The sequence below is a fragment of the Nostoc sp. S13 genome, from assembly GCF_029379315.1.
GTDB lineage: Bacteria > Cyanobacteriota > Cyanobacteriia > Cyanobacteriales > Nostocaceae > Nostoc.
The window spans coordinates 23,609-47,360 of sequence record NZ_JAQYWQ010000048.1 but is presented as its reverse complement, the minus strand read 5'-3'; the positions used below and the strand labels follow the sequence as shown (position 1 = coordinate 47,360).

Annotated in this window: 16 protein-coding genes, 1 tRNA gene and 2 pseudogenes; 10 read left to right on the top strand and 9 right to left on the bottom strand. The window is 41.3% G+C overall.

Annotated elements, in window-relative coordinates:
• Nucleotides 1-102: 102 nt before the first annotated feature.
• The 4 genes from PUQ00_RS16540 to PUQ00_RS16525 form a co-directional block, all read right to left on the bottom strand.
• A complete protein-coding gene (locus tag PUQ00_RS16540; protein ID WP_300418636.1) occupies nucleotides 103-636 on the bottom strand; it encodes a VCBS repeat-containing protein in 534 nt (177 codons plus the stop codon).
• Nucleotides 637-1,339: 703 nt separating this feature from the next.
• Nucleotides 1,340-2,860 (bottom strand): aldehyde dehydrogenase family protein, encoded by a 1,521-nt coding sequence (locus PUQ00_RS16535; protein ID WP_300418634.1) that lies wholly within the window; start codon nucleotides 2,858-2,860, stop codon nucleotides 1,340-1,342.
• Nucleotides 2,861-2,973: 113 nt separating this feature from the next.
• Nucleotides 2,974-3,696, bottom strand: coding sequence for a cyclase family protein (locus tag PUQ00_RS16530; protein ID WP_300418632.1), 723 nt, complete (start codon nucleotides 3,694-3,696; stop codon nucleotides 2,974-2,976).
• 282 nt (nucleotides 3,697-3,978) lie between these two features.
• Complete coding sequence (locus tag PUQ00_RS16525) at nucleotides 3,979-7,293, bottom strand: PAS domain-containing protein (RefSeq protein ID WP_300418630.1); 3,315 nt, start codon at nucleotides 7,291-7,293, stop codon at nucleotides 3,979-3,981.
• 869 nt (nucleotides 7,294-8,162) lie between these two features.
• Here PUQ00_RS16525 and PUQ00_RS16520 point away from each other — a divergent pair.
• From PUQ00_RS16520 to PUQ00_RS16490, 7 genes and pseudogenes are all read left to right on the top strand, one after another.
• Nucleotides 8,163-10,715 carry a proteasome protein gene (locus tag PUQ00_RS16520; protein ID WP_300418628.1) on the top strand — a complete coding sequence of 851 codons (2,553 nt, stop codon included), beginning with the start codon at nucleotides 8,163-8,165 and terminating at the stop codon, nucleotides 10,713-10,715.
• 35 nt (nucleotides 10,716-10,750) lie between these two features.
• The gene (locus tag PUQ00_RS16515) at nucleotides 10,751-11,611 is read left to right on the top strand and encodes an Rpn family recombination-promoting nuclease/putative transposase (protein WP_300418627.1); all 861 of its coding nucleotides are present in this window, start codon (nucleotides 10,751-10,753) and stop codon (nucleotides 11,609-11,611) included.
• 56 nt (nucleotides 11,612-11,667) lie between these two features.
• On the top strand, nucleotides 11,668-11,910 hold the full coding sequence (locus PUQ00_RS16510; protein ID WP_300418625.1) for an aspartate aminotransferase: 243 nt from the start codon (nucleotides 11,668-11,670) through the stop codon (nucleotides 11,908-11,910).
• A gap of 123 nt (nucleotides 11,911-12,033) precedes the next feature.
• Nucleotides 12,034-15,009, top strand: a complete 2,976-nt coding sequence (locus PUQ00_RS16505; RefSeq protein WP_300418623.1) for a molecular chaperone — start codon at nucleotides 12,034-12,036, stop codon at nucleotides 15,007-15,009.
• Nucleotides 15,010-15,108: 99 nt separating this feature from the next.
• A pseudogene (locus PUQ00_RS16500) lies at nucleotides 15,109-15,744 on the top strand (hypothetical protein).
• Between the two features lie 220 nt (nucleotides 15,745-15,964).
• On the top strand, nucleotides 15,965-16,654 hold the full coding sequence (locus tag PUQ00_RS16495; RefSeq protein ID WP_300418622.1) for an alpha/beta hydrolase: 690 nt from the start codon (nucleotides 15,965-15,967) through the stop codon (nucleotides 16,652-16,654).
• A gap of 65 nt (nucleotides 16,655-16,719) precedes the next feature.
• Nucleotides 16,720-16,854: pseudogene (locus tag PUQ00_RS16490) on the top strand (PIN domain nuclease); the annotation flags it as partial.
• Between the two features lie 39 nt (nucleotides 16,855-16,893).
• Here PUQ00_RS16490 and PUQ00_RS16485 read toward each other — a convergent pair.
• Nucleotides 16,894-16,966: transfer RNA gene (locus PUQ00_RS16485), tRNA-Val, on the bottom strand.
• Nucleotides 16,967-17,109: 143 nt separating this feature from the next.
• On the opposite strand from PUQ00_RS16485, the gene PUQ00_RS16480 reads away from it, so the two are divergent.
• Both PUQ00_RS16480 and mazG read left to right on the top strand, forming a co-directional pair.
• Nucleotides 17,110-17,697, top strand: coding sequence for a metal-binding protein (locus tag PUQ00_RS16480; RefSeq protein WP_300418621.1), 588 nt, complete (start codon nucleotides 17,110-17,112; stop codon nucleotides 17,695-17,697).
• 50 nt (nucleotides 17,698-17,747) lie between these two features.
• Nucleotides 17,748-18,566 (top strand): nucleoside triphosphate pyrophosphohydrolase, encoded by an 819-nt coding sequence (mazG, locus tag PUQ00_RS16475; RefSeq protein WP_300418640.1) that lies wholly within the window; start codon nucleotides 17,748-17,750, stop codon nucleotides 18,564-18,566.
• Between the two features lie 188 nt (nucleotides 18,567-18,754).
• On the opposite strand, the gene PUQ00_RS16470 is transcribed toward mazG, so the two are convergent.
• On the bottom strand, nucleotides 18,755-19,177 hold the full coding sequence (locus tag PUQ00_RS16470) for a hypothetical protein (protein ID WP_300418620.1): 423 nt from the start codon (nucleotides 19,175-19,177) through the stop codon (nucleotides 18,755-18,757).
• A 100-nt stretch (nucleotides 19,178-19,277) separates the two neighbouring features.
• Here PUQ00_RS16470 and PUQ00_RS16465 point away from each other — a divergent pair, with 100 nt between their 5' ends.
• Nucleotides 19,278-20,096, top strand: coding sequence for a TlyA family RNA methyltransferase (locus PUQ00_RS16465; RefSeq protein ID WP_300418618.1), 819 nt, complete (start codon nucleotides 19,278-19,280; stop codon nucleotides 20,094-20,096).
• 18 nt (nucleotides 20,097-20,114) lie between these two features.
• Here the strand turns inward: PUQ00_RS16465 and PUQ00_RS16460 are convergent, their stop codons facing one another.
• The 3 genes from PUQ00_RS16460 to PUQ00_RS16450 form a co-directional block, all read right to left on the bottom strand.
• Nucleotides 20,115-20,636, bottom strand: a complete 522-nt coding sequence (locus PUQ00_RS16460) for a hypothetical protein (protein WP_300418616.1) — start codon at nucleotides 20,634-20,636, stop codon at nucleotides 20,115-20,117.
• An 8-nt stretch (nucleotides 20,637-20,644) separates the two neighbouring features.
• Nucleotides 20,645-21,868 carry an ATP-binding protein gene (locus PUQ00_RS16455; RefSeq protein WP_300418614.1) on the bottom strand — a complete coding sequence of 408 codons (1,224 nt, stop codon included), beginning with the start codon at nucleotides 21,866-21,868 and terminating at the stop codon, nucleotides 20,645-20,647.
• Between the two features lie 228 nt (nucleotides 21,869-22,096).
• Nucleotides 22,097-23,698, bottom strand: a complete 1,602-nt coding sequence (locus PUQ00_RS16450; protein WP_300418612.1) for an alkaline phosphatase D family protein — start codon at nucleotides 23,696-23,698, stop codon at nucleotides 22,097-22,099.
• Nucleotides 23,699-23,752: the final 54 nt, after the last annotated feature.

Here is a 23,752-nt window from a genome sequence, read left to right as displayed (position 1 = left end):
CAGCGTATACTGAGAGAGCTTTTTTACAACCTGCTCGACTTTTCAAACACCCTCTTAAAGTGAAACGGTATGACTAGATGACAGTTTTTCTAGGTTTAGCCTCTATATCAGATTGGCAACGTTCCCGTTCGCAGCAAAGGCATCTATCAAAGCTATGCCGGAATTAAAAATGCCGTTTCCTTTGGACAGATATACTTCAACATCACGATTGCCATCCACTGCTGTACCTTTTTCTTGGCGGATGAAGTCGCTTAAGCCGTCGCCATTAAAGTCTCCTACAATCAGATTGGCAACGTTCCCGTTGGCAGCAAAGGCATCTATTAAAGGGATGCCTGGATTAAAGATACCGTTTCCTTTGGACAGATATACTTCAACATCACGATTGCCATCCACTGCTGTACCTTTTTCTTGGCGGATGAAGTCGCTTAAGCCGTCGCCATTAAAGTCTCCTACAATCAGATTGGCAACGTTCCCGTTGGCAGCAAAGGCATCTATTAAAGGGATGCCTGGATTAAAGATACCGTTTCCTTTGGACAGATATACTTCAACATCACGATTGCCATCCACTGCTGTACCTTTTTCTTGGCGGATGAAGTCGCTTAAGCCGTCGCCATTAAAGTCAGTGTTATGTTGCATAGCTGTTTTCCTTGATTAAGACACTACCAAACTTGCACATAGTAATATTGCACGATAAAACTACGCACCTGTAGGAATCCGATTTAATTTTTGAAAAAGTCTAAGTATATTAGACTTATCCGGAAATGAGAACTTTATTTGGCTGAAACCTAGCTCTGGAGAGGGTTTTAGAGGTTCCTGTTTTATATAAGCTAAAAAGCCAGCTATGTAAGGGTTTCAGCTATTTTGAGGTTTATTTGTGGATAAGTCTATTTAGGGTGCGTTACGTTTTCCTAAGACACCCTATCTATATTTCAAAAATCAAATTAAGAGTCCTATATGTAGAATTACGGCTGAGTTTTAGGAATTATGCAATTGCTTACAAACTTTTTAGATTGAGTAGATCACAAATTTTCGGAAACTGACGAGAAAATAGGGGTTTGTGCGATCGCGAGTCAGGAGGTAAACAGCACAGCATTCATTTAAAAGCGATCGCTCCTTTTTAAAGATATATTCTTTGATTTTTGCGATTAAACAACAAAGGTAGAGGACGTGCGATTCGTTGTGTGATCAATTGCCCAATATTGAACGTGATTCAGAACTACACCAAGTACTCACTATATTGAAGCGCCTTGGAGAATTAATTGTACTTTTACCTCCTGAATGACAAAATTTTGGATTTTTGATTGCTCTTTTCAATCTAAAATTGTATAACTGCATACAATTAACTGCGGTTATCTATCTGAGCGCGTTGTAAACTTCCAGAAAAGTCAACATAGACACTTTTCCATTCTGTGAAAACATCCAAAGCGGTAGTTCCAGCTTCGCGGTGTCCGTTACCGGTTTGTTTAACACCACCAAAGGGCAAATGTACCTCTGCACCAATAGTGGGGCCGTTAATATAGGTAATACCTGCTTCGATGTCACGCATAGCAGTAAAAGCCCGATTGATATCGCGGGTGTAAACTGAAGAAGAAAGACCATAATTGCTATCGTTGAGAATTGCGATCGCTTCCTCAAAGGAACTAACCTCAATCAATACTACTACTGGTCCAAATATCTCTTCACGGGCAACTCGCATATCAGGAGTGACATCATCCAAAATAGTTGGTTGAAAGAAATAACCGTTTTTCAATGAACCTTCAGTGGCAATTTCACCACCAATTAAAACCTTTGCTCCTTCCTCACGAGCAATATCCAAATACTTGCTCACCTGTTGGAGTTGCTTTTCATTGACTATTGGGCCAATATCTGTATTCGGGTCAGTGCCAGCACCCAAGCGTAACTTACTGGTACGCTCATAAAGCATAGTGGTAAATTTTTCTTTGATATCACGATGCAAAATCAGCCGACTGGTAGCCGTACATCGTTGACCGGTTGTGCCAAAGGCTCCCCACACTGCACCATCGAGAGCAAGTTCTAAATCCGCATCTTCCATCACCACTTGGGCATTTTTACCACCCATTTCCAGACAGACACGCTTGTGAGTGCGTCCGCAAGTAGCGCCCACAAAGGCACCCGTTTCTGAAGAACCAGTAAACGACACCAAATCTACATTGGGATGCTCAACTAAAGCTTTCCCCGCCTCTTCTCCCACACCATGCACCAAGTTAATTACTCCTGGTGGTAAACCTGCTTGTTGGAAAATTTCAATCAATTTAGTTGCACAGCCGGAGGTATCTTCGGCAGGTTTAAGGATGACTGTATTGCCACATACCAAGGCTGGCATAGCTTTCCAGCAAGGAATTGCCACTGGGAAATTCCAGGGAGTAATTAAGGCACAGACTCCGATGGGCATTCGCACAGTCATGGCGAATTTATTGGACATTTCCGACGGTGTGGTTTGCCCGAATAGTCGCCGTCCTTCGCCAGCACTGTAAAAGGCGCAGTCAATACCTTCTTGTACATCTCCCCTGGCTTCTGTCAAAGGTTTACCCATTTCCCGACTGATTAACTGGGCAAGTTCTTCTTTATGCTGGAGTAATATTTCCCCGACGCGAAAGATGTATTCTGCCCTAGCTGGGGCTGGGACTTTGCGCCAACTGTGGTAGGCTTTACGGGCGGCGGCTACGGCTGTATCTACATCATTGGCTTGAGAACAGGCGAATGTGGCAACGACTTCGGTTTTGTCAGCAGGGTTGCGACTTTTCAGGATTGCTTGCCCTACAGCACTCAACCATTGACCATCGATGTAATTGCGGCAAAATAGCGGAGTGGTTACTGAGCTACGTCGAAGTATTGTCATCTTGAAAATCTCCGGCTGATGATCCACTGAAACTTGTGTACTAAGTTTGCTTGCTTTCTAGGTTATCTTCAAGTTGATCAAATTGGGCTGAGATAGAAATATCAATATAAAAATTAAGGCACGAACGCCAAGACACCCACAGGAGAACCAGAACCACCACGCAACCTTAGAACTGCGATCGCTAGCGTAGTACCTTTAGGTGGTAGTTGATCCAAATTGGTGAGATTTTCCAACACAATGCGCGGTTGTTCTAAAACTAGGCGGTTAATCGCAAAACTGTTATCCTGTCCAGGGTCTACGCCATGAGTATCAATTCCTACCCCTGCTATTTGCCGTTCATCCAGTAAGAATTGAGTTGCATCGCTGCCAAATCCAGGAAAGTGGGCAATTCCTTGAGCATCATGATTGAGGAATGCGCTTTTATCAAACCACTTTTTTTGCCAACCTGTATTCAGTATAACTACGCAGCCACCAGAAATTTCACCGTATTGTTCTTCCCAAGCCAGAACATCAGCAATAGTCAGGCCATAATCAGGATTAACCTCTGTGGCTGGGCAAATATCTATGACCACCGCAGGTACAACTAAAGACTGGGCGGGATATTGGTCAATTCCCACAGCATAACTATGAAAACTGTTAGGGGCATTAATATGGGTAGCGCTATGTTCACCCAAGGAGAAACGCCGTAGATAATAGCCATCATTATTTAGTTCAGCCACAGTTTCAAATTCTACTGTGGGGTCGCCAGACCATTGAGGAATATCTATGTCAATTACATGACTTAGGTGGATAACGCGTGTGTAGGTGATACTATTTTGATTTTGGGGTTGTATCATCCCAGCCTTCTATTTTATTTGTACTCAGGGATTTTTTTCAAAGGTGCGATGCTTGGATTGGGCTACGCCTACGTAAAGATAGTACTACCATTACAACGTTTTTCAATCGATTTAACTGCAACATTTCTACTCCGAATTTTCTCTACTAGGAGAAATAATCCCCCAATTTCGATAAATTCTAAGTTATTGGGGGTTCAAATGTTGCAGCAAAAAGTGAATTAATCTTAGTTAACAACCAATAGGTTAATTTTTAATTAAGCTTAGGTTAAAGTTGCGTGATATCTACGTTGAGGCTTGCTCCTGTAGTGGAATCACGATGACAAACTCCGCACCTTCTCCTGGTGCTGAAATACACTGAATTTGCCCACAGTGTTTTCTGACAATAATTTGGTAGCTAATTGATAGCCCCATCCCCGTGCCTTTACCCACAGGTTTTGTCGTGAAGAAGGGGTCAAATAGGCGTTTGCGTACTTCCTCAGTCATGCCTGCGCCATTGTCGGCAATGCTAATGATTACACAGTCTTCTTGGATGAAGGTGCGAATGCGAATCTGGGGAAAAGTCATTTGTGCTCGGTCATTTGTCCTTTGTTCAGTGTTGTTTACTAATGACAAATGACTAATCACAAATGACTCTTCTAAAACATCGATCGCATTTGTCAACAAATTCATAAACACCTGATTCATCTGTCCGGCGTGACAAACTATCGGTGGCAGGTTGCCGTAGTCTCGGATTACTTGGATTTCGCGACATCCTGGTTTGGCTTTCAGGCGATTTTGCAACAGCAGCAATGTGCTATCCATACCTTGATGAATATCCACTGCTTTCGTGTCATCTTCATCAAGGCGAGAAAAATTGCGTAAAGATAGGACAATCTGCCGAATACGTTCGGCTCCCATCTTTATAGAATCCAGGACTTTGGGCAAATCTTGCTTGAGAAAGTCTAAATCAATCGTGTCGATTTGTTGATCAATCTCTGGTGCTGGTGGGCAGTAGTTCTGTTGATAAAGTTCTACCAAGTGCAACAAATCATCAGTATATTCACGGGCATGGCTAATATTGCCATAGATAAAATTCACGGGATTATTGATTTCGTGGGCAACACCTGCAACCAATTGTCCTAAACTGGACATTTTTTCAGTTTGAATCAGTTGCACTTGGGTTTGTTGAAGTTTTAGCAATGCCGCTTCTAGTTGCTGGGCTTTGTCTTGGGCAGTTTGGGCAGCGATGCGACTTTGGGTGTAAAGTTTAGCTTGGTCAATAGCGATCGCTAGTTGAACTGTAACTGCTTGTAGTAATTGTACTTCGTTATCTAGCCAAGGCCGAAAGCCACTACAATAACCACAGGTAAATGTGCCAATTTCGCCAGATTGGGTGTGTACGGGCAGCGATATAAAAGCAGTAAAACCAAAATCCTGTAAAAACTCCCGTGTAGTACGTAGGTTTAACCCGCCGCAGGCATCCTCGATAGTCTCAGCATCATCAATGCGGACGATTTCTCCGTTCAAGGTTTTGGCTGCGATTAATTCGATTTCTGCATTAGTTGCTTTTTGGTCGTTGAGCAGACAGGGTAAAAAGGAACTTTTTGCTTCATATACTCTCTCCCAGTATGGTACATCAGCGTCTTGCCGATACAACAAGAAGGCGCAGCGATCGCTTTGGAATAAGTTGCGAATCTCCTGCACTGCGGTTTCCACAATGTGATTGAGATCCAAGGAAGCTCGAATCTGACTAGAAAGACGATTGATTAGTGCTTCTCGCTGGGCACTTTCTATGAGTGCAACTTCTGCTTGTTTGCGTTTGATACCAATGGCAATCTCCTGGGCAGCAAATTGCAGTGCTGTGAAAGTTGAGTCTGTGATAGCTTTACGGGTAAACATGGCTATTACCCCTACAGTTTCATTTTCAAGAATCAGGGGATAGCCAGCGAAGGCGACCATACCTTCTCGCTGTGCCCACTCTTTGTTACTCACGCGGGGATCTGTCTGCACAGAGTTAGTTAGGTGGGGTTTGCCCTCTTCGGCAATTAAACCAATTTTGAATTGACCGACTGGCACACGTTTATGAGGCCCATTGATATGGGTGTATATCCCAGAACTAACTTGCAACTCTAGTACATTGTCTTGTTTGTTCAGCGTCCAGATGCGACCAAAGGCTGCATCCAGATGTTCAACTAAAGCCTCAGTGCAACGGCGCATCATGTTCTGTAAGCTATCACTCTGGGTAAGGGCTGCGTTTACATCGGCACGAAAATTTGCTAAACGCGCTCGTTCTGCTAGAGCTTCTAATGCTTGTTTGCGGTCAGTGGTGTCATAGCAAATACCAACGAAGTTTAAAAGATTACCATTGGCGTCTCTAATCACAGATGAGTTGCTTGTATACCATCGCCAATTACCATTTTTGTGTTTTATCCGATATTCAATTGCCAGAAGTTTTTCGCTTGTTGTCAAAAGTCTTTGAAAATAATCGCTACAGATAGAGACATCATCAGGATGTACAAAGGGAATAAAGGATTTACCCTCAATCTCTGCAACCTCATGCCCAAAAACTTCAGTCCAGTTAGGAGAAACGTAGGAAAATATCCCTTCAAGTGTCAACGTAAAAAGAACATTATTAGCATTTTCAACAATGCTGCGAAACTTGGCATCGCTTTCTATTAATGCTGCTTGTACTGTGTCGCTAGTGTCGCGGACAATAACTATGATTTGCTGGTTTGGTAATGATAATAACCTAGCTTCAAAATTCTTGTTACCTTCTGGTAGTGGTAAGGTATATTCAAAACTAACTAAAGATTGAGTTTCAAGTACTTGAGTTATTGCTTTGTGGAAGCGATCGCCAACAGCAGTCGGTAGGCATTCTCGCAAACTCTTGCCCTGACAATCTCCTGGTAAAAGATACAGACTCTCTATCTTTTCTGGGTTGTAATCCAGGATAGTTCCATCAGCATCGAGACGAAAATACAAATTAGGAAGCACTTGCAAAATAGCTGCAAATTCTGATATTTTTTGGCGTAACTGTGCTTCTACTGCTTGGCGTTTTGCAGTTTCAGTTTGCAGTTGCTTCAGTGCTTTTTTCCTTTGTGTAATTTTACGTAGACGGTAAGAGGAATTTGTAGATAGCGAGTCGCTTTCTGTTTGGGGAGGTTGGCTTACCATTATGGACACTTCTGTTATATCTACACAATAACCGATGTAACCGACAAAGCTGCCATCGGCTGCAAATCGTGGCGTGGCTGTATCTAAAATCCAGCGATATTCCCCATTAGCCCGACGCAAGCGATATTGCCTCTGGAAGGAATCATGCACAGCAAATGCGCTCAGGTATATATCTTCACATCGCTGTCTATCTTTTGGATGGACGCTGCAAGTCCAGATATTGCCTATCTCCCGCGCCGGTACAGAGGCATCTGTTGTTAGATATCTTCCAGTAAATTCCAGCCAATTTGAATTGAAGTAAGAGTAAAGTGCATTGCATCCAGCTATCCAAATCATCAGAGGAGCAGTATCCGCCTGCTGGCAAAATACTTTTTCATCCTGTTGTATGTCTTCCTCTTCAACTATGATTTGGTTAATGTAGCTCTGCACCTTTTTAGAATACACTTTTGCCTGCCTGCTCTGCCTAAATTATTAAGGTAATAGGCTGAAAATATGATTTTTTAATACATGAAATCTTTTTTATGCCCACCTGCTAATGATCTTAATCCTTTATTGATTTTTATATGTGCAACAGTACCTCTTTTACTGTAAATAAATTGAAAAAATGCTGAAGTTATGATTAAGATTAACTTCAGTATTTTTGATAAAATTTAAACTTTGCATGTGTCAGTGAAGTTGTTTAACTTTGTTTTTTCTTCAAATTATCGATAAATTCATCATAGCTATGTAATTGCATTACTCAAAAACCTGATTTAGGTTTACAGAAAATATATGATTATCTGTGAGGCGCTGACCTCTTTATCAAAAATTCACAATAATCAAGAATTTCATACCAAATAAATATTGATTTTTTATCGATAAGAATTCAGCATGAATTAGAGTCCGGCTGATGGATCTAGGTTGCTTAAAATCAGGGGTATAAAAGGGTTTGATATCCACATTTATACTAAGCAATTTCCAGTCTATTGGTGGTATAAAACCCCACTTAATTCATTCGGAACGCTGGATTATGACGAATGTATTGTTTTTTATTGTTTCCCACAAAACCCAACTTTTCAAAATTGGGTTGACGATTCAAAACGCCTTATATAGCAATCCTATCTGAGTTGTGAGAAATCTGAGTGATGACGAATCGCCAGAGAACAAAAACAGAATTCACAAATCTCACAAATGATTTAGGATTGCTATAGCAAAATCGCAAATTAAATGAGAGAAATGCTAAATGTGATATCAACACGTTGCCAGAATGGCTGGCAATCGCGTTTTATATGTTATAAAGCTCACAGAAATTCATGTTAGGCGGAAACTACTCTATGGAACCAGATAAACTGGGCCGTTTTAAGGAGTACGGCGAATTCATCCTCAGAAAGATAGATTCTGTGCCCCAGTCCCCTTCTAAACAAGAAGATTGGGTTCCAGCTAGTCTTGATGACTGTCTCCTTCGTCTGCGGTCAGCTGCCCAGAAAACTGTAGACCTGGCAACTTCGCCTGTGAAAATTGGTGTAATGGGGGAATTCAGTAGTGGGAAAACCTTACTTCTAGGCAGTTTAATTGGATATGCAGATGCTTTGCCAGTCAGTGAAAACCCCACTACAGGTAATGTTACCGCCATACATATCATCCCTCAAAACGAGTTTGCAACGACTCAATTAAGTAATTTTACGGTGAAGTATCTTTCTCATGAAGGAGTACATGAGTGTCTACGCTTCATGCTAGGAGAAGCCAATAAACGAACAGCAGCAGCCGGACTTCCTCCTATACCAGTATCAAAACTCAACTCTGGTAAAGATATTATTAGCTGGTGTGAGGAAGCATGGAATAGTAGTAACAATTTAGAGCTACGTTATTTACTCCGGGAGTTGGTATTATTCCTGCGGGCTTATCACGCCTATGGGGAAGTTATGTGCGGTGGGCGCTACCAGATTGATGCTACTACCGCCCGTGAGGGGCTACAGCTAGTCGAACAGCCAATGGCAATCCAAACTCTGAAATTTGACGATCTACCTCCAGCGCATATCCGATTACCGAGTCCACCCCAGAGGCTACCAACAAAGTTATTGCAAAACAGTTTCCCACTCATCCGCCGTGTAGATATCGATGTGAAAATATCACGGGAAATTTGGGATTTTACCGGCGCAGCTAAATTTATTCTGATTGACTTTCCAGGATTGGGGGCTGCTAATTCGGGGGCTAGAGATACCTTTTTATCACTGCGGGAATTGGCAGAAGTACAGACAATTTTGGTATTGCTCAATGGTAAATCTCCGGGTAGCGATCGCGCCAATAAAATCTTTACGATGATGCAGCAGCAGCGACCGGGACAAGACCTGAAAGATTTAATTCTCGTCGGTGTGGGTCGCTTCGATCAACTACCCCTAGATAGCGAGGGTGGCGAACGAGAACTTGACCAACTGATTGAAGATAGCCCAACTAATAGCCATTTGCAGGAAGAAACGGTTTTCCAAAAACTCAAAGTTCTGCAAACTATCATTGATGGTGCAGAAGCGTTTACAACCCAAAAAGACCGCATCGTTTTACTGTCGCCACTGTTGGGATTGACTGAATTAGCGAAACGTTCTAGTACAGTCAAAGCAGGCTCACCAGAGTTTTTGGCTAACTTAGACTATCCTGATTACTTAGATCGGTCTAAACGGCTACAAGAGAAATGGGAGCTATTAAGTGAAGGGCTGCTAGAATCTGATCCCCGCAGTTATTTAGGCAGACAGCTAGGTTACTTTGCTCAAGATGGCGGACTTGGTAAGCTACGAGAATTGATTCAAACCCACGTAGCTAGTCATGGTCTGAAGCAACTGCATGAAGATACTAAAAGAGCTGCTGATGTGGTGAGTCAGCAACAAGATCACTTGAAAGACATCATAGATGAAATTCACGAGCAAGGCATCCCCACAGGCGATAGTCCCGCTTTTATGGAATTGCGTTTTGTGGTCGAAAGCTTAGATAAAATCTACAGGAATTTTCAAAAAGATTTAGGCAAAGAACCACTCAAAGACCGGCGCGGTGTTGTTGTCAGCGATGTAGTAAAAGACGAACTTACCTTTAGAATCCTCAATTGGAACCAGTGGACTTTACTCTTCAACAAAGTCAACAATGGAGCGATCGCTCTGGCAGAATCTAAAGGTGCAGCCGGGAAATTATTTGACCGAGGAAATCGTGTAAATAGTTCCCTTCCGACTAAGAGTGATGATTTTTATCCAGTATTTGAAAAAACCGTTAAAGAAGTAGAAGATTTTGCCCGCGATCGCATTCATCAAGCAGTGGTAGATTTGTTAAACCAATTATCAAATTATGTAGCCCCAGAACGCGAACAATTGCAGGCATTTTTCCATCCAGAAATGGAGCAACAAATCGAAGAAAAATTTGGTTTTGAAGATGCTGATCTCTTTTACAAATTATTATTAGGATGCGATCCTAACGAATGGAAAGAAGCAATCATCTCCGAAATTAGTACTAAAGATAAAACCGTTCCACCCGAAATCATCTTTCCCCTAGCGCGTCGAGACGATAAACACAACGTTGGTCAAATCTTTGATTGGGCACCAGAGAAAAGCCAAGGTTTACCCAGATCAAGTAACCACCAACTTTTTGTCCTGCGACTACGAGATGAAATTACTGCTAGCGCCAGCCTCCACCTTGTACAGTATGTTAGTGAAGTTAATCAGCGAATTAATTCCGAACTAGAAGGCATTTTGGATCAAATTATTCCGAGTTTGCAAAACCTTTCAAAAAAAGAAACTTTGCTGAGATATTTGGCGGCTGGTGAATTGCCATCGGAGATCGCAATTCCTACTTGGTTGCAGATTCTTTCAGAAATTGCCGCGATTTCTGATTCAGATGATTTGAGATAAGCCAGGCGATCGGGTAAGGATATGAGGATGTATTTGTGAGACGTGATGCGATTTTTTATACAATTTTCAAGCGTGTTCCAGGATTGTTTTTCGAGTTAGTAGAACAGCCACCAGGCGAAGCTAGTAGCTATCGCTTTGAATCAGTTGAAGTTAAAGAACCAACATTTCGGATTGATGGGGTATTTTTACCTCCACCTAATGCAACATCTCAGATAATCTTTTTTGCTGAGGTGCAATTCCAAAAGGATGAGTTACTGTATCATCGCTTTTTCTCAGAATCTATGCTGTATATGTATCGTAACCCGTCGCTTTACGATGACTGGTATGGGGTAATTATTTTACAGTCTCGCAGCTTGGAACCGGAAAAAACCACTATTCATAGATCGTTACTGAATAGTTCCCAAGTACAACGGATTTATTTAGATGAGTTAGGTAGTCCTGATGAGCAAAAAGTAGGCATCAGTTTGATGCAGTTGACTATTGCCTCAGAAAATCAAATGGTGGTACAAGCGAAACGTTTAATTGAGCGGGTGCAACAAGAACAGATAACTGTCTTAGCTAAAAAGGAGATAATAGATGTAATCACAACGATTGCTGTTTCTAAATTTGCCAACTTAAGTCGTGAAGAGGTAGAGGCAATGTTAGGAGTTAAGTTAGAAGAAACTAGGGTTTATCAAGAAGCTAAACAAGAAGGACGAGAAGAAGGATTAGAACAAGGAATAGAACAAGGAATACAACTAGGACGAGAACAAGGGCTACAACAAGGACTACAACAAGGACTACAACAAGCAAGACTTGAACTTGTACCTCAGTTCTTAGCTCGTGGTATGTCGATGGAAGAGGTTGCCCAATTACTTAATTTAACCATTGAACAAGTAAGACTTGCATCTGAGTAATCACAACAATTACTGGTTATGAATTTTCCAACTTAAGTCGTGAAGAGGTAGAGGCGATGTTTGAAATTAAGTTACAAGAAACTAGGGTTTATCGAGAAGCTAAAGAAGAAGGGCGACAAGAAGGAATAAAACTAGGAATAAAACAAGCACGAGAACAAATAGAACAAGGACGAGAAGAAGTAAAACGTGAACTTATACCTCGGTATTTAGCTTATGGTATTTCAATAGAAGAGGTTGCTAAATTATTTGATTTAACTATCGAACAAGTCGAACAAATAAGACTTGCAAGTGAGCAATAATCTTCAACATCAACTTAGTAAGTGGTGGAATTTTCATAGCGATGCCTACGCTTTTATATGAAAAAGCGTAGGCATCGCGCTAGATAAAAAAGACAGTGATCAACAGAATCATTTAATACTATAATGAACCCTTTTCAATTGAACAACTATACCGAGCAAGAACCAAGCGAGAAACAACAAAAAAGATTTCCGGGATGGTTTGCTTTAGATTTTGGGACATCGAATTCGACAGTTACACTTTTCGATCCGATTGAAGTGCCGATCGCAGAAATTTTACCCAAAGAACAAGAAATGCGGTTGCGCGATCGCTTATCACAATGGCTAAGTTCTCCCGCGTCTGTAGCTTTACCAGATGTCAGCGCTGATGATTGGGAAAAGTTTATCGGCGAAATTAGCAAAAACCTGGAGATAGAACCAAGAAATTTGAGTGAAGTTTTTGAAAGTGATAATAAAGAGCGATTTTTAGAAGCAATTCGCCAAATTGAACTTTCTTTAGGAAACAGCGAGAGGTTCCGCCGTGCTGTTAGCAAAAAACTTTACCAAATCTATCATGAGGTGTTCCGCGTCCCTACCCTAGAGTCACAAAATCTGATCCCAGTTGTGCTGGATATCGATCGCCGCGATACGGAAATTCCTAGTGAGTCGGAAATTTCGCAGTTAGGGGACTTAAAACTGCGGATGGGTAGGGAAGCTAGAGATAACAGAAAAAAAGCGATCGCTCAAGGTACAAGCGGTTCTTTAAAGGAAATTATCAGCAGGTTTCACCATTCACCCAAACGCTATTTTGGTCAGGAGCGATCGTTTTCAGTTATTTTGGATGGTGAAGAAGAAACAATTACCGCAAATCAGTTGATTCAATCGGCTTGGGCGCATTTAATCGAGTTAACTGAAGACTACCGCCAACGCGCACGACGCAGATTTTCTGAAGGAGATTTTTTAACAGCAGTTGTCACTTACCCAACTGTCGCCCCACCAGTTGTTCGGAAGGAAGTTAGGGAATTAGTTGAGGAGTTGGGAATCGATGATGTGCAAACTGCTTATGATGAAGCCGTTTCTGTGGCGATATTCTTTTTATGGCGAGAATTTGGCGGTAATCTCAACATTGGCATTGAGTCATTCAAAACCCGTTGTCACCAAGCAGGAAACAAATGGTCACAAAATGTTCTGGTCTTGGATATTGGCGGAGGAACCACAGACTTAGCTTTAATTGAACTGACTTTAGAAGATAAAACCCCTAGCTTTGCTGATTATGAAGACCGAGGTTTAGGAGGACGTTACTATAAACTTACCCCAAAACTATTAGGTTCATCTGGTCATTTACAATTAGGCGGTGAGTTAATTACACTGAGAATTTTTAGATTATTAAAAGTTGCGATCGCAGACTTTTTATTGACAGCAGTAACAACAGGTGATATTGAAAGCGAAAAGCTAGAAGATTTAATTAACTCTGAGTTAAACGAGCGCTTTTTAGAACAAGGTAAATTCAAAAGTGGCAGTCTTTTGAAATGTCTCGATAAGGAAAATCCCGAAGGCGATGTTGCTTACAAAGATGCTCTAGATACTGCTGAGAAAGTATTGCCCACGCGTTGGCAACAAGCACCCCAACGGCTGCAATCCTTTTATCTTCTCTGGGATCATGCAGAAGCAGCTAAACTTAAACTTGGACAAAAGCCACCACCAGAGAATTCTCTATTAACCTTCACACTTTCTGAGCAACAAATTTCTGAACTGCTCACCCAAAGCGCCGTTAAATTGCAAGTTAAAGATCCAAATAGCATCTGCGTCACCTTAGATAACCAGCAATTTGAACGAGCCGCCGCTTCGGGAATTAAAGAAGCGATCGGTATTGCTAAAGGATTGATGGAAAGTCGTTTGCGTCCCGATGATATCACTAAAGATTCTTGGAATTCTCAAAAAGTTGATTGGTTAATTCTATCTGGTAAAACTTGTAATTTAGACATAGTGCAGCGCCAAATCTACCAGGAATTTAGTAAGTCTCCATATTTTGTCTGGAATCCAGAACGGATTACCTTTGTGTTGGAATTTACCAAACTAGCGACCTCTGCTGGTGCTTGCTATGCCGAGAAACTGCGAAGATTAAGATTCGATCCAGAAGAGTCTAAAAGCTTGCTGCGTAAGGGAGCCAACCAGCTAGAAATTGATGTCAAAAACCTGTTTTATTATTTGCCGTGCAACTTCAAACGCAAAACCCAAAGTAACGATTTGTTGACTATATTTAAGGCTGGACAAGAACTTTATCAACTCGCACCTGGGGAAACTGTCGCCAAAGTTCGTACTCATTGGCAAGGTATACAATTGACTAATATTATCTATCGTCAAGACTACGAGGACGGAGATTTACGACTTTGGGGAAGCTTTGACGGCAAAAACCTGATGAAAAAACTGGGGATGCAAGAGGCAGAGTTTCTCAAAAAAATCAAAGTCCAGTTTGAAATTGACCAAACTCTTGAGTTTCGCGTGTTGCTTTGTCAAGGGAATCCCCATTATTTGATTGACATTCCTGGCATTGATTTGGGAGCCGTAGTTTTAGAAAGATCAGCGTTATTTGCTGATGGTAAGTTAAACTGGAATATTGCTGTGGAAGGCTTCAATAAAAACTTGAATGATGGTGATATTGCCGTCAATGTTCTGGAGTCAGCAACTGTTGATCAACCAGATGCCTATCATCTTGTATTTGAAGTAGGAAATGATGGTAGTAGAACGTTTCAAAAATTTCACTATTTGCGCGATGGGGTGACGGAACCAGGAACCGGGTTAATTAGTAATCCCTTACCTCCCTTCCCGCAAACTGGCCAGCATACTTTCTATGTTTATCAAACAGACGTGGAAACCAACGGTAAAAAATGGATACGAATTGGCGCACTCAGTAAACCAGATGTAACCACAGATTACCCTTGCCAATATCGTGTAACTCTCGACGCTCAAGGTATTTTGCGGATGCACGCTGGTGAAGTGCCTTACTGGACATCAAAAAGTCAAGAATGCCTCAAAGAAGAGGGATGCGTTTATCTGGCTGAATTAGAGTTGCAACCTAATGAAGTTGATAAAGAACGTGATCCGTTTTGCGGCATACATTAACTGGAATGATCATAGCCTCGGGCAAAAGTGCTTCCTTCCAATCTCCCCTTGTCTTTACCCTAATAGAATAGACTAAATAGATAATTACAAGGTGGAAAGATGGCATACAGCGATTTTAGTCTCGCTAAGGTGAAAAAGAGTTTTGACTTAACACTCAATGAAACTCTTAATTTATTTGCTGATACAAAACCTGTTACACCATCAGAAACCCTCAGAACGATTTTAATAGATTACATTCCTTTAGCAACTGCGTAGGCGTAGCCCGTCGTAGACATCGCAACCGAAAAAGCTAGATCAGAGTTTTTAATTGCACCAATCCTGGCAGAGGTTAGACGATTATTAAATAATAAAATTTCCCTGTTTTCTGGGAATGAATTTAATGTTGAGCCGACTCAAAGTTTGCAAGGTTTCTGCGATTACATTATCAGCAATTCCCAAGAGCAATTATTTATTTCTGCTCCGGTAATGTTTATTTTTGAAGCAAAAAAAGAAGATATTATTGGCTGTCTTGGTCAATGTGTAGCGGCAATGATTGCGGCGCAGTTGTTTAATCAAAATCAAGGCAATGAAGTTGGGCGGATTTATGGAGCGGTTACTAGTGGAACTAACTGGAAGTTTTTATTTTTAGAAGAAACGACTGTTTATATAGATTCGGTTGAATACTATATTAAAGAAGTTGATAAAAATTTGGGTATTTTATTGCAACCTTTTCAGGCTATTTTAACTGCTGTTTAAATATATAACAGGCAATCGGCAAGGGTACATATTTTGTCAAAAGATGGTGTAATCATAAACAGTAAAAGTCACAGTGCTGGTTTAACTTACCTAGTCAAGGTTTAAAATTTGTTGAAAAATAAGAGAAGTTAGGAAACTTGTCCACCATTACCACTATTCAATTGATATGAGTCTTTTTTGTCTAGTTCATGGTGCCTTCCAAGCCACCTGGTGTTGAGATTTGCTAATTCCCTACTTAGAAACACAGGGTCACAAAACCGTAGCAATGGATTTGCCAATTGAAAATGCATCTGCTACTTTGTCCCAATTTGCGGATGCAGTAATTCAAGCGCTGCCAAAAACTGATGATGATATTGTGTTAGTCGGTCACTCAATGGCTGGTACTATAATTCCCCTGGTTGCAGAAGCGGTAAAAGTGCGTCAACTAGTGTTTGTGGCTGCGCTGATCCCGTATCCTGGAATCAGTACACTCGACCAATTTTCTCATGATCTTGATTCTGATACGCTCAAATCATTCAATTACCAGCCAAAAGACCCAAGTAAACTCGAACAGTTCCACGATGAGCCTGGGATGTATGAATCAGCTTCTGTAGGGAAAGATTATTCAGACGAAGCAGTATTAAGGGATTTTTTCTTTCATGATTGTCAAGCGGATGTAGCACAGTGGGCAATCTCGAAAAGTCGCTCGCAACAATCTATGGCATATATCTTTGAAACGAATCCTTTAAAAGCTTTACCAAAGGTTGAGCGTAAATATATTGTTTGTACCGATGACCGAATAATATCTCCTACATGGTCACGCTACGCTGCACGCAAGCGCTTAGGAGTCGATGCCATTGAGCTAGCTTCTGGACATTGCCCGCATCTGTCTTGTCCTGATCTTCTTGCTTCACTATTAACTAGTGATTAATTTTTTGAGCAGTTTTAGTTTGGTTCGATTGTTGCCATAGCAAACTTATTTTTAAACTGCGGGATTTTTCTTTTTGGGATAGTCTAATTATTTCTTGTGCCCTATCGGCAAGAGCAAGTACTCTCTATTCTGAAGATATGCAAGAGGGGTTAGTAGTAGCTGATCAATTAGAGATTGTGAATCCATTTAAAAAAGGCTAGAAACCGCATCTAAGGTGTCTCTAGCCTTAATTTATTTAATGGGCAGTACCAGACTCGAACTGATGACGTCCTGCTTGTAAGGCAGGCGCTCTACCAACTGAGCTAACCGCCCTTTTTACCAATCCTTAATTAATATAGCAAAATATTTCACGTTGCGCTAGTAGTTTTAAGAAAATCTTTTTTTCTCTTATACTGACTCAGTATTCAGTTACTCAGCACGAGCTAAACGCCCCGCTATCGCTAACAGGATTTAGAATGCCCTCTGGTCGGACACATGATCGCATTACTATGTATACTCTGCCGTTCGTGGCGGGCGTTACTTTCTGGCAAACTCGCAGTAGCAATGCGACTTTGTTGGTTGCAGGCGGGTTTCTCTTTGGCGGGCTGATGTTTGGCCCCGATTTGGATATTTACTCTGTGCAATTTCAACGCTGGGGTTTCTTGCGCTGGATTTGGCTACCTTATCAAAAAAGTCTCCGCCATCGTTCTTTTTTATCTCACGGGCCGATTATTGGCACGATCCTGCGGGTACTTTATCTGGGGTGTTTGCTTGCTATCTTGGCAATTTTCGTTTTGACGATCGCCGAAAAGCTGGGGAATCTGAGTTTTACTTGGCAGGATTTGGGTGGAATTGTGGGGCGATCGCTCGTGGATTACGATACTGAATATATCGCTCTGTTTTTGGGTTTGGAACTGGGTGCGATGAGTCATTCTCTCAGCGATTGGGGCGGTTCGGCATACAAGCGCTTTCAAAAACAGGGGGTTCGGGGGTTGCTTTCTAGTGGCAAAATTAAGAAGCGGAAAGTGAAGAGGAGTGGTGGTCGATCTCGGACAAAGAAATGATTTTTTTAACGCAAAAGAACGCTGAGGGAAGCGCAGAGGTACGCAAAGGTATGGAAGTGAATCAAGATGAGACTTTGGTGGCATTGCAGGAGTTAATTGAGGTGGTGGCGAAGTTGCGTGAGCCTGATGGTGGTTGTCCTTGGGATTTGGCCCAAACTGCCGAAACGCTGATCCCTTATGTGATTGAGGAAGCTTATGAGGTGGTGGACGCGATTAAGGGTGGGGATAAGAGTGCGATCGCCGAAGAGTTGGGTGATTTATTATTACAAGTGGTACTGCAAGCCCAAATTGCTAGGGAATCTGGGGAGTTTTCTCTCAAAGAAATAACTCAGGGGATTTCCCAAAAGTTGATTCGCCGTCATCCCCATGTCTTTGGTGATGTGTCGGTGGCAAGTGTGGATGAGGTGCGGCAAAATTGGGAGCAAATTAAAGCTGCGGAAAAAGGCGAAGCATCCCCTGACGCGCAAAAACTTAGCGCTAAACTCGGTCGTTATGGGCGCACCCTTCCCCCACTGACGGCGGCGATGAAGATTTCTCAAAAGGCTGCGGCTATCGGGTTTGAATGGGAAAATATTCAGGGCGTCTGGGATAAGTTTTATGAGGAATTGGGAGAGTTTCAACAGGCTTTAGCTGAGGAAACACCAGAACGACAACAAGCAGAATTAGGCGATTTACTGTTTGCGGTGATTCAGCTAGCCCGTTGGCATCATCTTGACCCTAGCGCGGCTTTGCAAGGCACGAATCAGCGATTTGTCCAGCGTTTAGAAAAAATGGAGGCAGTTGTTGACCGCCCCCTTTCTGATTACAGTTTGGATGAGTTGGAAATTCTCTGGCAACAGGCAAAAGCCCAACTTGCCAAAGAGCAGTAATATAACAAATGTGTAGCCAGCCGTAGGCATCGCTGATGTCCAATTGATGATAAAGCTTTGATCGACTGAGAAATACTTTGGCAGCAGGCTAGAAACTCAGCTATCTACTATTCACCAGAGATAATTATCAAACACTATGCAGGCACAATAACACAAGTACAAGTACCAGAGCTTTTGTCGTAATGTTGTTATTTAATAAAAATGGTGAAATTGTATAAATGATTAGTCGGGCCAGAACCGCCTACGATATAGTAATCACCTGTCTTAGCAAGATGCAGGCTCAAACTCTTACCTTCACCGCCAGCACCAGCGAAAACTGGACTTAAAGGTTTACCATTAACACCATAGAGAGTAACACTGGCACGAGCGCCTAAACTATTAACTTTTAAAGTCAATGTTTGTCCAGCTTTAGCTCTTAATATATAGATGTTATTTTCGGCATTTTCAATTGTAGTACTACTTTTTCCTCGAGCAAAAACTACACGGGTTGTAGTCAGAGAATTCAAATGCTGTTTGACATTTGCAAACTGTGCCATTGAGGGAAGTGGTAAAACATCAGCTCCTGCTGTAAAAAGTAGGGTTGATAAACTACTAATTAAGAGATGTTTCATAAAAAAGTTCGTTTGAGCTTGCGGAAAGAATTATGAATGAAAACTTTAGTTCTGGATCATTACCAAGTTTAATTTAATCTTACCAGGAGAGTCTAATTAATTGGCTAAACAGCGACTCGACACACTATTAGTAGAGTTAAATTTATGTTCTTCTCGCGCTTTGGCACAACGGCTAATTCAGGCGGGGGAAGTGACTGTTAATCAGCAGTTAGTTGATAAACCTGGTACAGAAGTTGATATTTCCGCTCAAATAAATATTAAGGTGCGATCGCCTTTTGTTTCTAGAGGCGGTGAAAAACTCTCCAAAGCTTTGTCAGTATTTGCCATTTCCGTAGGAGAGCGCATTTGTTTAGATGGTGGGATTTCTACTGGTGGTTTTACTGATTGTCTGTTGCAAGCTGGAGCCAAACAAGTTTACGGTATTGATGTCGGTTATGGACAAGTTGACTGGCTCTTAAGAAATGATTCGCGGGTGATTTTGCGGGAACGCACCAATTTACGGCAACTACGACCAGATGAGTTATATGGCGAGGATGACGCGATTCCTGATTTGGCGGTGGTCGATGTATCGTTTATTTCTTTAGCCAAGATTCTGCCTGCTTTGTGGCAATTAACTCAAGCTAATCGGGAAGCTGTGTTGTTAGTCAAGCCACAGTTTGAAGTCGGTAGATCCCGTGTGGGTAAAAAAGGGGTTGTGCGTGATCCAAACGACCAGGGTGATGCTATTTTCCAGGTGTTGCAAGCAGCCCAGGAATTAGGATGGAAATACAAAGGCTTAACTTGGTCGCCAATCACTGGCCCTGCTGGGAATATTGAATATCTTTTGTGGTTGGGAATGGAAAGTGAAACACCACCACTTGATTTAGAGGCAATTAAGCAAATAACCCAATCAGCAACAATTGATTTACGGAAGAGTTAAACGTCGCTTAAGGATATTTTACTTGGTGCGATCGCTTCGGCGTTTAGGTGGTGGGGTAGCTGGTTCATAAGCCTTTAGTCCCCCATCGCTCGTAAAAATTTCTACTTGGAAAGTGCTGCTGGTTTTAGCGTAATATTCAGCCACAGTCTTAATTGTCGCATCTCCGATAGAAATCTTTCTAGATGCTAGAGTAGGCCATTCCGTAGCCAACTGTTTCAATTGTTCTGAATTCCAAAGTTCACCTACTTGAGTTTCAAAAACTCCCCAAGGTATCAATCCATCTGCTACTTTAACTAAAATATCAGCGAAAGCTTGAGCAATTTCATATCGCCTAGACTTAGCTTGTGCAATGTGATTACCAGTTTCTATAATTGTTGCTAATGGTAGTATAAACTTTGCTTTTTGTCTTTCTTCTGCTTGAAAACGGGCTTTAACTCTTTTTTGATCCCATTTATCATTATCAGAGCCACAAGTCTCTTTACCAGGAACACCCAAGTAGACGCACAGTATTGATGTGTCAATAATCAGAACCTTTCTCATATTTCACTTTACTTATTATCAGAAAGGCTCTTTTCAATTGCGGCTTTAGTCGCTAATCTTCCCAAAGTCCCTGATGCTAGCAAAAGAGGAAGATTTTCAATATCTTCTAAAAGAGTAAGTTTGCTTTCTCCAGTTTCAGAATCGCGGTGTGCAACAACCACAAAAGGAACTATCTCTGGGCCTAAAGCATCAAGTAAAGCTGGGTTATGGGTAGTAAGTAAAATATCGATTTTTCTCTTGCTGCCAATCTCTCGTAGTATTCTTACCAGCAATTCTGCACGCGAGGGATGAAGCCCGTTATCTATTTCTTCAATTACCAGTTGACTACCTTCTGGTCGAGTAAGCAGAGCTGTGAGAATTGCTATAAAACGTAAGGTTCCATCGGACATAGTTTTAGCATCTATTAGTATTATTTCCCCAGGTTTCCATTCTTCTTCACAGTAAAGCATCGCATCAGTTTTAAGTCTTCCAACTGGTTCTGCAAATACTTTTTTAATATCGCCTTCTGGGAAATCTTTGATGTATGCTGATAAAGTTGATTCGACTTCGGCTTTTTGTTCACCATCCAACGCTGCTAGTACACCAGCAATATTGGAGGCATTCCTCTCTAGATTATCAGAAAGCGGTGAATAACCCCGCATTTCAAAAGTAATAGGATTTAAAACCAAAATATTTTCGAATACATCAGTAATTAAATTAATATCTTCAAAAGTTTTATCAGTTAACTCAAATTTACTAATCATACTTAACATAGATTCACCTTGTATTCCTTTGATATTTGAAATACTTCTTTTCTTATGAGGATATTTAACTGATATAGATGAATCTGATATTATAGACTTTTGTGTAGTAATTTCATGATTTTTATCTTGATATATTTGAGTAATTATAGTTTCTTCTAAAATCTGTACAATGGGTTTTGTTTGTACTGTAATACTGTAGAGATAATCAGTATTTTCATCGTTACCCTCAACCAGCGCCTTTAATGTAAATTCAGTTTCTGGTTTAAGTGCAGCCCATTCTACACCACCTCGAATAGAAGTAAGCGTTTTATTTCCTGCTAAAGCTGCTTCAATATTCTCACCTCTAGCAATTCTTTGTAAAAATTCAAAAGCTTCAACTACATTAGATTTTCCACTCGCATTCGTACCAATAAGAACAGTCAACGGGTCAAGTGGAAGCTCTGCATAACCAAAACTTTTCCAATTTTCTAGGATGAGTTTCTTAAGCATGACCAACTCCAAAAATAATAGGATTTTACTTCTACTATAAGGTTTTTGGCATTGCTTAACTGCAAGCTTCTCTCTATGCCTCTGCGTGATTAAATCATAGCTTCATTCGGTAATGCCAAGTTTTTTATCCTTCAATATCTCAGCAAAAACAACAAAACCAGCAGACAGAGTAAAAAATTGCCTAATTACTCTATCTAACTGGCTAAATTTCGCTGCGCTTTTAGAGATTTATGCTTCTGGCGGCAAATCTACACTGTAAAGAGTTTTCCCTACCAAGTTACGTAGTGTTACCGTCATCACCTTTGTATTAGCATCAATCTTTATTCCTCCAAAGAATTGCAAACCTTCACTTGGCGGTCGATTTGCTTTTGTACCTGGAGGAAGACTTTGAAATATTAATTGTGGCCCAAAGGTATTATCCAATTCGTTTGGCCCAAATGTGCCAGAGTTAAGAGGCCCAGCAACGAATTCCCAAAAAGGCTTAAAGTCGGTAAACTGCGCTTTTGCGGGGTCGTAATAATGGGCTGCTGCGTAATGTACATCAGCAGTTAACCAAACAACATTCTGGATATTGTTGTTTTTGATATATCGTAGTAAATCGGCAAGTTCTAGTTCTCTTCCTAAAGTTGGGCCATTTCCGTTAGCCCAAGCTTCAAAGTCCGTAGTACCGTCTTTAACTATCAACCCCAAAGGCATATCACTAGCAATCACTTTCCATGTTGCTTTTGATGACAGCAATTGCTTTTTCAACCATTGCACTTGTTTTTTGCTCAAAAAATCTGTTTTTTTACTTGGTACTGGCTGATTATTGGGGCTATTTGGCCCCCGATAGGTGCGCTCATCCAGCATGAAAATGTCTAGTAATGGCCCATGCTTAAAGGAGCGATAAATTTTCGTTTTGTCTGGATTATCGGTTGTATATCCAATAGGCAGATATTCTAAAAACGCTTGTCTTGACCTTTCGGCTAGCAAGTTAACATCCTTAACTGTATAACGGTCATCGTTGATGATAATTTGCCCAGGATACCAATTATTCCTCGTTTCGTGGTCGTCCCACTGTGCCAATATCGGAACTTCAGCGTTGAAACGCTTGATGTTTTCATCCAGCAAATTGTAAATATAGTTGCCACGAAATTCTGTGAGAGTCTCTGCTACTTTGGATTTTTCTGGTGTGGTGATGTTTTTCCAAATAGTGCCGTCGTCTAAAGTTACTTCTGCTTGAATGGGGCCATCAGCATAAATATTATCGCCAGAATGGATGAAAAAGTCGGGATTAAGTTGACGCATAGTTTCGTAAATTTTCATCCCACCGAAATCAGGATTAATCCCCCAGCCTTGACCAGCGGTGTCTCCACCCCAAACAAAGAATACATCTCGCCCAGATTGGGAGGGAGTTCGGAAAGTGCCTTTGACAGGAACGCTGTAGGTGCCTTTATAATCTAAATCTTGGAAAATCACCCGATAAAATAATTTTTCGTCTGGTGGCAGGTTCCTCAGATAAAGTCGGGCTGTAAAGTCGGTATTTTTTAAAGCATTGGGCCCCACAACTCGCTGCACATTTTTAAAAGATTCGCTAGTAGAATATTCTACGATCATTTTGGCAGGGCGATCGCTCCGACTCCAAATGACAATGCTATCGTTACAGATATCTCCGCTGGCTACACCATAAGGTATGGCAGGACGCATTTTCTCAGAGGTGATAATTGCTGGTGCTTGAGCAAAAACTTGTGATTTTGATACAAGATTTGTGGCAATAATTCCACCTGCTGTGAGCGTTGAACGCAGCAAAAACTGCCGGCGGTTTAGCTTCAATAAGTGATTAGATTCCATGCTAAATAATGGCAAGCTAAAAAAGTGTTACAGCATAAGTGTTTAACACATTAT